The 12,790-nt window shown below is 68.3% G+C and carries 6 protein-coding genes; all 6 read right to left on the bottom strand.

The genetic code is table 11. The annotated features are described in order from the left end of the window. Nucleotides 1–180 precede the first annotated feature (180 nt). Nucleotides 181–3,069: a TonB-dependent receptor gene (locus J7357_RS03580; RefSeq protein WP_244667249.1), complete on the bottom strand. Its 2,889-nt coding sequence runs from the start codon at nt 3,067–3,069 to the stop codon at nt 181–183. A 316-nt stretch (nt 3,070–3,385) separates the two neighbouring features. Then, entirely contained in the window at nt 3,386–4,693 is a 1,308-nt protein-coding gene (locus J7357_RS03585) for a hypothetical protein (protein ID WP_209244918.1), read from the bottom strand. Between the two features lie 84 nt (nt 4,694–4,777). Then, nucleotides 4,778–7,546: a TonB-dependent receptor gene (locus J7357_RS03590; protein ID WP_209244919.1), complete on the bottom strand. Its 2,769-nt coding sequence runs from the start codon at nt 7,544–7,546 to the stop codon at nt 4,778–4,780. Between the two features lie 332 nt (nt 7,547–7,878). Beyond that, a complete protein-coding gene (locus J7357_RS03595; protein WP_209244920.1) occupies nt 7,879–10,908 on the bottom strand; it encodes a pectinesterase family protein in 3,030 nt (1,009 codons plus the stop codon). Between the two features lie 166 nt (nt 10,909–11,074). Next, nucleotides 11,075–12,055 (bottom strand): FecR domain-containing protein, encoded by a 981-nt coding sequence (locus J7357_RS03600; protein WP_209244921.1) that lies wholly within the window; start codon nt 12,053–12,055, stop codon nt 11,075–11,077. Continuing rightward, nucleotides 12,052–12,759 (bottom strand): RNA polymerase sigma factor, encoded by a 708-nt coding sequence (locus J7357_RS03605; RefSeq protein WP_209244922.1) that lies wholly within the window; start codon nt 12,757–12,759, stop codon nt 12,052–12,054. The genes J7357_RS03600 and J7357_RS03605 overlap by 4 nt, the downstream gene beginning before the upstream one ends. Nucleotides 12,760–12,790: the final 31 nt, after the last annotated feature.

Consider the following 12,790-nt stretch of genomic DNA (forward strand, 5'->3'; position numbering starts at 1 on the left):
TCTCCACAAGCACACGCCTATGCGTTCTTGCGCGGCGCTGCGCGCTACGGACCCTCACCCCAACCCCTCTCCCGGCGGGAGAGGGGCTGAAGCGCGTTCCTGCCGCATGTTGCGTAGCGCTGCGTCGACTTCAGCGCTGAGCAAGCCCAATCCCGAATCCCACTCCCGAATCCCGGCCTCTCAGAAATCCAGCACATATTCCATCGCCACCTCGCGGCCGATCGCGTCGTACAGGGTGGTGTTGTAGAACTGGTAGCCGTAGTAGCGCTCCTTGTTGTCGTAGCCGACGGTGTCGAGCACGTTGTTGATGTACAGGTTGACCTTCATCTTCGGGGCGATGCGGTAGCCGGCGGTGAGGTTCCAGTACAGCGCCGGGCCGACACGGCCGAAGTAGCGCGTGGTGCTCTCGCCGAAGTGGCGGTTGCCGCTGTCGGTGACGCGGCAGGCGTCGGAGGGGCTGGGCTGGTAGCCGTCGTCGAAGCGGGTGCAGGTGCCCCAGTTCACCGCCTGGGTGGAGCCGAAGCGCTTGGCGTACACGGTCAGGTCCAGCGGGCCGCCGTTCTCCCAGTGCACGCTGCCGCGCAGCTTGCTGCGGATCTTCTGGTCGCGCAGGTTCTTGTCGTCGTCGGTGCGGTAGGTCTGCTCGTGGTAGCCGATCAGGTTGTTGTAATCCAGGGCGAAACTGAAGTTGCCCCAGCGCGCGGTGTTGAGCCGGTATTTCAGCGAGGCATCGACGCCGGACACGTGCATCTGCGCGATGTTGATCGGTCCCTGCTCGATGCCGGTGACGCGGCCGTCGGCATCGCGCGACACGCGCGAGAGGATGCGGGCGCAGTATTCGGCGCCGCCGGGATTGACCCACACGCCGCCGGCCGTGGTCAGGCCGGTGCGGCAGCCTGCTTCGGCGCTGAGCACCTCGTCGCGGTTGAGATCCTTGATCATGTCCTGCAACCGGATCTTGTAGTAGTCCGCGGTCAGCGACAGGCCCTCGGCGATGTCCCAGACGAAGCCGGCGGTGACCGAGCGGCCATGCTCCGATTCCAGGTCCGGGGTGCCGCGGCGGTTGACCTGCATCAGGTAGAACACGTCGCTGTTCTCGGCGCTGCAGCCGCCGGTGAGGTAGTAGCCCTTCTGGATGCAGCGGTACTGGTCGATCACGGTCTGCTGGGTGGAGCTGGGCTCGCCGAGCACGTAGTGCATGTCCGGGGCGCGGAAACTGGTGGCGACGCTGCCGCGCAGCAGCAGCGTGCTCAGCGGCCGCCACTCCAGGCCGGCACTCCAGGTGGTGTCGCGCTGGGTGCCGATCGCCGCGCCGAGGTCGCTGCCATAGGCGCGATAGTCGCCGTAGCGGTCGTGACGCGCGGCCAGGCTGGCGTTGAGCGTGGACAGCAGCGGCACGTCGAACTCGATGCCGCCGGAGTAGCGCAGGCGCTCGCCGCCGCCGTAGTCGACCACGTCCAGCGGATAGCAGGTGTTGGCGCAGGGATCGGGCGACAGCCGGTAACCCTGCTTGGCCACTTCGCCGACCGCGGCGAACTTGATCGGCCCGGCCCAGCCCTGCAGCAATTCGCCGGTGATGTTGGCGCTGGCCTGGTTGACCCAGGAATCGGCGCGGTTGTGCGCCTTCACCGCCAGGTCGTTGTACTGCGCGCCGGTCAGCGGCTGGTACCAGCGTTCCTCGTTGAGATCGTAGATCGGCGTGCCGTCGGCGGTGCTGCCCAGTTGCGGGCCGAGGAAGTAGGCGGTGGCCTTCTGCGTGTCCACGGTACGCACGTATTCGTCCACGGTGTAGCGCGCGCGGCCCACCGCCACTTCCCAGTCGAAGCGATCGGCAAGGCGGCCCTTGAGGCCGGCGCTCAGGTCCCAGGACAGTTCCCTGGTGGTGTTGGCCAGGTTCTTCCAGCCGCCGGATTCGAAGCGGGTGAGCTGGCGGATCGCGTACAGGTCGCGGTCGCTGCCGGTGTCGTGGAACGGGCCGAGGTAGACGTAGGGCGGGTCGTAGGTCCAGTAGCCCACGCTCCTGGTCGTGGACAGCGTGCTCCAGGCCTGCACGCCGTTGTCGAAGTCGAAGGTGCCGTACAGATACGCCGAGCCGCTGTCGCCGCCGCTGGCGGCCAGCCAGTCGGCGTAGTCGTGGGCCATGCCGCAGTAACCGCCGAGGTTGCGCACGGTGTCGCTGTTGTAGTCGTAGCTCAGCCGCTGCGCATCGATGAACTGGCCGCCGAAGCGTGCACAGGTGCCGCTGGGCGGCGCCAGGCGCGTGTTGTTGCCGGCGTCGACCAGGCTCAGTCCGGTGAACGGATTGAAGCCGTACTTGCGCGCCTGCGCGGTCCAGTTGCTGTAGGACTCGTCGTCCTGGTCGTCCATCTTCGGCCGCTCGCCGACCGAGAGCGGATCGCGCCGGGTCCACTGCAGCGCGTAGGTCAGGTTCCACTTGTCGCCGCTGCGCCCGCCGACCCAGGACAGGTCGACCACGTCGCGCCCGCCGGCGGTGGCGGTGCCGCCGCGCAGGCGCACCTGGTTGCCTTCGTAGCCCTGCTTGAGGATCACGTTGATGACGCCGGCGACCGCGTCCGAGCCGTAGATGGCCGACGCGCCGCCGGTGAGGATCTCGATGCGTTCCACCGCCGCGGACGGGATGTTGGCGTAGTTGGCGAAGTTGCTCTCGCCGGCGTAGGGCTGCGGGTAGTCGGCGACGCGGTGGCCGTTGACCAGCAGCAGCGTGCGCCCGGGCCCGAGGTCGCGCAGGCTCACCGGCGAGGCGTTGGGCGTGTGCGAGCCGTACTTGGTGTCGGCCTCGACGCTGCCCTGCTGGTTGAGCGTGCTGAGCACGTCGTAGACGGTGAGGAAGCCTTCCTGCTGGATCTGCTGCGCACTGATCGTCAGCACCGGTTCGGCGCCCTCCACTTCCGAGCGCTTGATCCGCGAGCCGGTGACCACGACCTGGCCCAGGTCGGTGGCGGCGGCCTTGGGCGCGGCGGTGTCGGCATCCTGCGCGCGCGCCTCGCTGGCGCCGTACAGCGCCAGCACGATGCCGAACGCGAGGGTGGTGAGTGGGCGACGTGGCATGCGGTGTCCTCTGCAGCGGATGAAAGCGACGCCGTGCACGCACGACGTCCGGCGTCCCCTTCGCTGCGCCGCGCCCACGACCGTGCGCGCATGCCGCAGGCACACGCCACCCTGCGCCGGTCGCGACGCACAGAAGAAAACGAACATGCGGGCGTGCAGTTTCCCCTGCGCCCGTGCGCCCTAACCTGCATGGCGCCGACACCCGCTGTCAACACGCTGCCACGCATCGCGCGTAGACGCTTGTCGGTTATGCGCGATTCGCCGCATCGCGCGCGGAATCGTGCCGCATCGCCGCGGCGGGACACGGCGGCCCCGCTCAGGCGGGCGATGGCTCCTGCGTGGCGTGGCGCCCGCTGGCATACGGACCATGCACGGCCAGCACCGTGTCCGACTCGTCGCTGTTGTCGGTGACCACGATGCGGTACTGCGCGCCGCCCGGCGCGACCCGCACCACCACGTGGCCATTGGTGCTGGTCATCTCGCGGATGCGCTTGTTGGCGACGATATTCTCCGGCTTCATCGCGGTGGCGTAGATGTCGCGCGGGCCCGGGTACAGGCGTTCGCTGAGCATGTTCTCCAGCGGCGACACCGAGGGGTGCGCCGAGTCGTTGGTGAGGATGACGAACGCACGCGGGCGCAATGCGCGCACGCAGGCCGGGCCCATCGCGTCGGCATAGGCGTGATGGTTGGCCACCGCCACGTCGACCGCACCGGTCACCTGCGCCACCGGCGTTTCCACATCGCGCCAGGGGTCCTCGTCGTAGTAGTTGATGCTGTTGGAGAGATCGCCGCCGCTGTAGTAGGTGAACGCGCCATACTGCAGGCGCAGCGCCGCCGAGCACTGGTTCTCCGTCGGCACGGCGCCGGGCGGGAACAGTGCGCGCGTGCGCTCGCCATCGCCAGTCCAGACCTCGCCATTGACCACCAGGTTGCGGATGGCGAAGCCGGGATAGGCCGCGGCGTCGCGCCGCAGCCGCAGTTGGTCGGCGGCACCGGCACGGAAGCGCTCGACCTGCGCGCCGCGGGCGCGCTCCTGCTGGATGAAGGCGCGGTAGTTGCGCTGGTTGGGATCGTCCAGCGCTTGCGGAAACGCATAGTCCGGGTAGCCGCGGTCGAGGTAGCGGCGGATCGGTAGCAGTTGCGCCACGTCGGTCACGCCGGTCAGGGCGTAGTGCCCACCCGGCGCCAGCGGCGTGTCCGGCAGGCATTCGCCCATATGGTCGCGGTGGAAGTGGGTGAGGATGAACTCGTCGAGTTCATGCCGCCCCGCCTGCGCCAGATGCCGGCGCGCGTAGCGGCCGACCCACTCGCCCGGGCGGCGGCTGGCGTTGGGCAGCTCGTCGATCAGGTACTTGTCCAGGCCGTCGATGGCGCCGGCGTCGATCATCATCGCGGTGCCGTCGGGGCAGACGATCAGCGTCGCATTGCCGCGGCCGGTGCCGATGTGGTGGATGTCGAGCATGCCCGGGATCCAGCCGCCGAGCGGTTCGCGGATGCGATCGACCGAGGCCGAAGGCGTGGCGGCGGCGCGCTGCGCCCAGCCGGGGAGCGGCAGCATGCTGGAGGCGAGCGCGGTGCCGAGGCCGCCGAGGAAGCGACGGCGGGTGAAATGCGGAAGCGTCATCGAAAAGTCCTGGCGATCAACGAAACATGCGCACGTGGCATCGCCGCGCGCTGGCGGCGACCCACGTGCGACTCAGGGCGCGTGTCACCACGCCCATTGCAGCGAGGCGACGTAGCTGCGGCCGAAGATCGGCCGGCCCACGGTCGCGTCCGCCTGCACCAGGTCGCCGGACACGCCGGGCGCGCGCGCATTGCCTTCGGTGAGGCCGTGCGCATCGGTGACGTTGGTGCACAGCAGTTGCGCGCTGAGGTTGGCGTCGAGCTGCAGATGCAGGCCCAGGTCCAGGGTGCGATAGGCCGGCAGCACGCTGGCGTTGGTGAAGTCCTGGAAGCGCCGGCCGATGCCGAACCAGGTGGCGTAGGCGCGCGCATCCACCCCACCGACCTGGAAGCGGTAGCTCGGTTGCAGCGACCAGCTGTACTTGGGCACGCGCGGAATCTCGTTGTCGACCAGCGCGGCACCGGACAGGCCGCTGAAGGTGTCGGCGCCGCTGATGCGCGGATCCTGCAGGGTCACCGAGCCGGTCAGCTCGAACCCGCCCAGCGGCCGCCACGTACCCTCGAACTCCACGCCCTTGGTGCGCGTGTCGATCATCAGCGGCACGTTGACCAGCAGGCCGTTGGCGTTGGCGACATAGGTGCTCGAATTGAGTTTCCTGAAATCGCTGTAGAAGCCAATCAGCACCAGTTCCAGCGGGCGCGTGGCGTACTTCACGCCGAGTTCGGCCTGGCGGATCGGGGTCACCGGCGTGGCGCTGCCGTCGGGCATGCGCCCGCCGACGCCGTTGACCACGTTGCCCCATTGCTCGCTCAAGCGCGGGAAGCTGAAGCTCTCGGTGTAGCGCGCGAACACGTTGAACGGCTCGGTGAACTTATAGGAGGCGCCCAGCGTCCACGAGGTGCCGGCCATGTCCTTGCTGTAGGGCACGCTGCCGACCAGGCCGGTGACGGTGCGCGCGGCCAGCGGACCGCTCGTGGCGATGGTCTGGGTGCCGATCACGCCGCGGTTGCCGTCCTCGCGGCGCCACACCCGGCGCACGCCGGCATCCACTTCCAGCGCATCGTTGAGCTTCCAGGTATCGGCGGCATACAGCGCGGTGGCGGTGCCGTGGCTATCGCCGATCAGGTCGCCGCTGCCGTAGCTGGTGAAGCCGTTCTCGGTGACGTTGCCGAGTACCTGCCCGGCCGCGTTCAGGGCCTGGATGTCGAGCGCGTCGGGATTGCTCTTGACGTCGGTCAGCAGCGCATTGCCGATCTGCTGCTGGCGCAAGGTGAAGTGGCTGAAGCTCAGGCCCAGCGACACGTCGTGGCTGCTGCCGCCGGACATCTCGAACAGCCGTCCCAGGCGCAGGTCGTTGACGAAGTCGCTGTAGTGGGTCTGCGTGCTCGACCAGGTGTTGATCATGGTCAGGCCGGCGGTGGAGGCCGGATCGAATGGGGTGTTGGTGCCGGCCAGCACGTAACGCAGCGAGGCGGTGCCCGGGAACGCGGCGCGCGCGGCGGCCAGGCGGCTGCTGAGCGCGCTGGCCGCGTCCACCGGAGACCCGTTGAACAGCGCGTTGAAGCCCACGTCGCCATCGACATAGCGCGCCTTGTCGCTGAGCCGCCAGCCGTTGGCGAACTCGGTGTCGCCGCCCACGGTCAGGGTGCGGGTGACCGGATGCACGCCATCGGCCAGGTCGCGCGTCTCCACGCGGTTGCCGCCGTTGCCGTCCAGCGTGCGGATGCGCACGTTGCGGAAGCTGTCGCTGACGAGCGTGCCGGTGGACGGGTCGATCAGGTCGGCCAGCGAATCGCCGTTGCGCGGATCGGCCAGCGGGATCGCGCTGTAGAACACGCCGCGGTCGTTGAGGTATTTGAAGTCGGCGAAGAGCTTGCCGAAATCGAACTTGTAGGTGCCGCCGACCTTGATCTGCCCACCTTGGTTGCCGTTGCCGAAGCCCGGATCGCGCAGGCCGTCGCTCTGCCGGTAGAAGCCGCTGACCGCATACAGCAGGTTGTCGTTGCCCTCGACCGGCCCGGAGGTGGTGGCGTCGATGCGGCCCAGCGCGTTCGAACCGCCGGTCAGCTTGACCGCGCCCTTGGCGGTGTCGGTGCCGTGGTTGGTGATGAAGTTGAGCACGCCGCCGGCGGCATTGTTGCTGTAGATCGGCGCGGTGCCGCCGCGCACGATCTCCGCGTCCTGGGTGCCCAGGTCCAGCCGGTACACCTCATCGATCTGCAGCTGGCGCTCGTAGTTGGATTCGAACAGCGGCAGGCCGTCCTCCTGCACGTCGAGCAGGCGGAAACCCGACCACGGCAGGCCGCGGATCACCACGTTCTCGCCGCCGGCCTCGCCACCGGAATTCTCGACGGTGACGCCAGGTACCGAGCGCAGCATGTCGACCATGCTGCGCGGCGCCTGGCGCGCGATCGCTTCCGAGTCGACCGTGGAGATCGCATACGGCGCGGCGAACTTGGGCTGCTGGGTGGCGGTGCCGGTGACCACGATCCGGTCCAGATCGATCGCCCCGGCCGCGCCGTTGCTCGCAGCGATCGGGCTGGCTGCGGCGCTGCCGTTGGCCTGCACGATCACCGTATCGCCGTCCACGCGGAACGCCAGACCGGTGCCTTGCAGCAACCGGGCCAGGACCTGCTGCGCGTCGCCGGTGACGTTGCCGCCGGGGCTGCGCTTGCCGCGCAGCAGGTTCGGGTCGGCGATCACTTGCAGGCCGGTGGCGCGCGAGAACGCATTCAAGGTCTCGCCAAGGTCGCCAGGCGGCAATGTCGCGGCGGCAGCCGGCATCGCCACGGGCGCAGCGGCCTGAGCGGCGAGCGGCAGCGTCGCCATCGCGGTGACCAGGGCGACGGCCAATGCGGTGGCGCGAGGAAGTTGGGCGCAACGATGCAGCGGAGTACGGGGTGGCATGAGCGTGGGTCTGTCGAATTGCCAACGTGGCGTGGCGACAACAAAGACGCCGCACGACAGCAATTCCGACACCGGATTTCGTGAAATTTTTGTGACGCGTCGCAAGTCGTCGCGAGACGCCCATCGCACTTGCGTTCCGATTGCCGCCATCGCCTGCGCGATCGCGCGGGTCGCCAGGACGATTGCCGGGCGCACTGGCACCCGGCACGGCGGCGGCCCGATCGGGCCTGCGCGTTGCGCCGCCGCTCGGCGGCGCAACGCGGACGGCGGTCAGCCGCTTACGGCGAGGTCTTGAACGAGGCGTACGCCGTCGGGCTCCAGTTGCCGTTGTAGGCTCGCAACGACACCCAGTAGGTGGTGTTCGGACTGAGGTTGTTGAAAGTCCACGACGGCGTGGTGAAACCGCTGCTGGTCCCGGAAATCGCGGTGCCGGCATAGGCGTCGTTCTGGCTGGCGTACAGCGCGGTGTACACGCCGGCATGGGCGACATTGCCGCCGTACACCGGCGTGCTGCCCTGGTCCGTGATCGAGAAGGTCACCGTGGCGGTGCTGCGGGTGACATCGACATGGATGCTGGACGGTGCCGTGGGATCGTGCGCGACCGGCGTCACCGACGCCGACACCGAGGCGGCGCTGTTGCCCTGGGCGTTGAACTCGACCACGCTGACCGTGGCCGGCGTGCCGTTGTCCAGGCCATCGACATAGCCGGAGGTCGCGGTCGGCGGCAGGGTGATCGGCCCGAACGTGCTCGATCCCTGCTTGGCGGTGAGGATGTAGCCTTGTTCGACCGGATTGGCCGGTTGCCCGCCCCAGCTGACCTGCACGTTGTGGTTGCCGGCCGTGGTGGAGGCGATCGTCGGCGACGCCGGCGGGCCGACCGCGATCGCGGGCAACGGCAGGGTCTGCCCGGTGGTGCTGCCGTAGACCACCTTGCTCGGCTGCCAGCCGTCGCTGCCGGCCAGGTACACGTCGGCGGCCAGCGCCGCCGCTTCGCCGTCGCTCAGCGGCACGTTGCTCTTCGGCGAAGTGCTCTCGCGCAGGCCGATGTCGAAGCTGCCCCAGGTGCCGGCGGCGTTCTGGATACTGGAATCGTATTCGCGGTAGGTGGAGGTCGGCAGATTGTTGGTCCCGCCGGCGTCGGTCGACAGCGGGATGAATTCGATCCAGCCTGCGTTGCGCACCTGGCTGCCGAGCTTGGTGTGCAGGAAGTACACGGTGGAATACTGCCCCCACGGCCGTCCCAGCCACACGTTGTTCATGTACGGGCTGTCGAACAGCAGCTGCGTGTTGTTGAACACGAAGCCGTTGTCCTCGCTGGCGCTGCCGCGCGACTGTGCGGTGATGGTGGCTTCGCCGCCGAGGTCGCTGTGGATCTTGGTCTTGACGATGCTGTTGTCGAACACCGCCTTGCCGTTGCCGAAGATGTAGTCGACATAGCCTTCGACGTAGCAGTTGTCGAAGTAGGCGCGCTGGCCGTTGGTCACGTACAGCGTGTCCTGCCCGCCGAGCACGCGCACCGCGCGATACACGGCGCGATCGCCGCGCGACAGCAGCGCCACCGCCTGCGCGTTGTTCTCCAGTCCGGGCGCCTCGTAATCGGCGGTGTTCTGGATGGTCAGGTTGGCCGCGTAGAAATCCGAGCCGCTGACCGTCAGCGTGGAGCTGCCCGAGGTGCCGAGCGGCTTGCCGCTGGCCGCGTTGATGGTGGTCGCCGAATCGTTGTTGGTGATGACCACCTGCGAGGCATCGGCCCCGGTGCCGAGGAAGCCGACATTGGCCTGGGTGACGTTGAGTTTCTCGTGATACACGCCCGGCCGGATCTGGATCAGGCCGCCGCTGGCGGGCATCGCCGCCAGCGCCGCGCCGATGGTGGTGTAGGTACCGCTGCCGTCGGCCGCCACCACCAGCGGCGGCAGCGCGCTGAGGTTGACGCCGTTGATGCCCTTGGTGCCGGGACGCTGGCCGGGGAACTGCGCCAGGTACTGGATGGTCTCCACCGGCTTGTCGGTGATCAGGAAGCCGAACTTGGCGGTGTCGTGCCACCACTCGCGGAACGGCCGGTGGTCGGTACAACCGCCGCCGGCGCGGTCGAACTGGGTGGTGCTGGCGCTGCCGCATTCGGCCGGCTGCATCGGCGGCACCAGCGGCCCGCACACCCCGCCTTCCCAGATGGTGCCGGCGTCGCCGCTGAGATTGGACGCCGCGCCGCTGGGCGAACTCAGCGTGCACAGACGCTCGGGCACGTACACGCCCAGATTCAGGCCCTTTTGCCACAGCGAGGTGAACAGGTCGTCCTGGCCGTAGTTGAGGATCGCCCCGGCCGCCTTCAGGCTCAGTTCCGGCGGCAGCAGGCTGGTCGGCGTGCTTTGCTGGAACCAGTTCCACCAAGCGCTGTAGTCGTTGATCGCCCATGGCGAGGCGCCGGAGCCCTTCGACGCCGCGCCGTTGGTCGTGTAGACCGGTTGCACGTACAACAGCGAGACGTCGGTGTTGCCGATGGCTTGGTCGTCCGGATAGCGGCTGTGGTAGTAGTCTTGCGTCTGCTTGGCGTAATCGGACGGACCATTGAACAAAAGCGTCTGGAACTTGAGCACCACGTGCTCCGCCAACCAAAGCTCATAACCCGGGTCGTTGACGGTATTGATGGTGTGCAAAAGCCATGCGGCCGTGTCACGGACGTTCTCCGTCTGGCGCAGGTCCAGGAAGATCAGGCCGGTGTAGCTGTCCGCGTACAGCGCGAGCATCGTCGCGTCGAGCGAAGCCGGCCTGATGTTGATGTCGTCGCAGACCTGGTGGTCGTTGGTGTACCCGTACCCATCGGCATGGTTGTCGCAGATCGGCGTCGAAGAGATGTCCGACCACGTCGGCGTCTTCAGCGTCGTATCGCCGCCAGCCTCCTTCTGCCATCGGTAGATATCCGAATATTCGTTGCGCAACAGCATCCGCTTCAGGCTTTTGTCGTGCATCAGATACGGGACGTAATCGCTGGTTTCGTACACGTCCAGCTCGATCGCCTCGATGCCGTAGTTCATCGTGTTGATCGCGGCCTCGACAGTATTCTCCGGATGCGTGCGGTCCACCACGCCGCGATGCGCAGCGACGATGACCGGCGCGCTATCGCGCAAGGTGCCATCGGTGGTGGAAACGGTGCGTTGCTGGAAGGCGTCGAGCAACCGCTGCGTGGTGCCGCTGTCGATGACGTTGTAATACTGCGCCTGCGCTGGCGTCGCGATGCAGACGGCGATGGTCAGGGCGAGCACGTTGGCGACCATCAGCGGCATGGCCTTGCGCTGGAATTGCCTGTTCATGGGGAATCCTTTTCAGAGGCGGATCGGGGAACGACGCCGTCGCGCGGGGGCGCGGCGGCCGCTGTCGGAGCGTTGGCTCCGACAGCAAAGACGTCGCGGCATGCGCTTCCCGACAGCCCGATCGCATGAAATTTTTATGACCCGCCGAAGCGGAGTGGACGGCACGCTAGCGGCGTGCGGGCGTGTCCTTTGCGAGCGTGATGCCCGTTGCAGTGCGCTGGATCCGCAGCGGATACAGCCGCGCCAGGTGCGCCAGGGTCTGCTCCGGCTGGTCCAGGCGGAAGCGCCCGGACACCTGCAGCGCGCCCACCGCCGGATCGGCGATGGCGATCGGTCGCGGCGAGCGCCGGTTGAGCCGCTCCACCAGCCGCGACAGCGGAATGCCGGCGGTCTGCAGCCAGCCTTCGCGCCAGTCGCCGGCGCCTGGATCGAAGCGGGCGAGCGTGCCGAGCCCGGCGGGGGCGGCCTCGATGCGCATGCCCTGGGCCAGCACCCGGTGCGCGCGGCCGCTGACGATTTCCACCCGTCCCGAATACACCGACAGTTCGCTGATCGCGCCATCGCGGGCCAGATTGAACACGGTGCCCAGCACGCGGACCCGCGTCGCGCCGAGCGTGACCTCGAATGGGCGACGCGCATCGTGCGCCACATCGAAGAACGCTTCCCCGGCTTCGAGCGCGACCTCCCGACGGTGCGCGCGCAACTGCACGCGCACGCGGCTGGCACCGTTGAGGGTGAGCACCGAGCCGTCGTCCAGATGCAGCACCCGCATCTGGCCGGGCGCGGTGGCGACCACCAGCGGGGCCGGGTCTGGACGCAACCACGGCCACAGCAGCACCGCCAGCAACGCCAGGCTGGCGGCCAGCCCCACCGCCACAGGCCAGCGCCGTCGCGGCGTGCGCACGGGGGCGACGTGCGGCGCGGCCGTCGGCAACGCCACGCCGGCCAGGGCCTGCAGCAGCGCCGGCTCGTGCGCCAGCGCCCACAGCGCGTCGAACTCGGCGCGATGCGCGGGATCTGCGTCCAGCCACTGCTGCAACCCAGGCGGGTCGACCCCCTCGCCAGCGAGCTTGCGCGCCACCCAGTCCGCCGCATCGGCGGGCGATTGACCAGAAGGATGTCGCGGAAAAAGGTGTTCCAGACTCATGATTCTCCGTCCTGCCCGGGGCTCGGCAGCGCGCCCCGGGCAACCGCAGGGACACCGGCCAGCGGAAGCGTGGCATCGTTGCGCGCCACCGCATCCTGCAGCCAGCGCAGCGCGCGACTGACATGCTTTTCCACCGCACCTTCGCTCAAGCCCAGCGCCTGGGCGATCTCGCGGTAGCTCTGCCCGCGCAGCCGGCAGCGCACGAACACCTCGCGGCGCAGTGGCGGCATGCCCTGCAACGCACGGGCGAAACACTCTATACGCTCACGTTGCATCGCAGCCTCCTCCACACCCAGGGCAGGACTGGGCAGGTCGTCGCTGATCGGTTCGGTGCGCTGGCGCTGGCGCCGACGCATGTGGTCGTTGAGCAGATTCAGCGCGATGGAACGGGCCAGCGCGGCCATGTCGGTCACCACATGCTCGCGCGCGTAGACGACCAGGCGCAGGAAGGTCTCCTGCACCAGGTCCTCGGCCAGCGACCAGTCGCCGGTGCGCCGGAACAGAAAGCGATGCAAGGCTGGCCGGTGCTGGTCCAGCCGATGCTGATCGATGTGGCTGGCCGGGGTGGCCATGGAGTCCGAGGTGTGGAAGTGCGTGGACAGCTTATAACGCATCGGCATGCAACCGGCATGACCGGCGGGGTGCCGCCGTTGGCGCTCGCCTGCCCGCAGCACGCGAAACGGCACAAAAAAAGAGCCCCGCATCGCTGCGGGGCTCCTTTCGACTGCGTGGAAC

Source organism: Xanthomonas sp. D-109 (genome assembly GCF_017746095.1).
Lineage (GTDB): Bacteria > Pseudomonadota > Gammaproteobacteria > Xanthomonadales > Xanthomonadaceae > Xanthomonas_A > Xanthomonas_A sacchari.

Coding starts and splice junctions, on each gene's coding strand:
- J7357_RS03585 (WP_209244918.1), bottom strand. CDS start 4,693: ATGACGCTTCCGCATTTCACCCGCCGTCGCTTCCTCGGCGGCCTCGGC.
- J7357_RS03595 (WP_209244920.1), bottom strand. CDS start 10,908: ATGAACAGGCAATTCCAGCGCAAGGCCATGCCGCTGATGGTCGCCAAC.
- J7357_RS03600 (WP_209244921.1), bottom strand. CDS start 12,055: ATGAGTCTGGAACACCTTTTTCCGCGACATCCTTCTGGTCAATCGCCC.
- J7357_RS03580 (WP_244667249.1), bottom strand. CDS start 3,069: ATGCCACGTCGCCCACTCACCACCCTCGCGTTCGGCATCGTGCTGGCG.
- J7357_RS03605 (WP_209244922.1), bottom strand. CDS start 12,759: ATGCGGGGCTCTTTTTTTGTGCCGTTTCGCGTGCTGCGGGCAGGCGAG.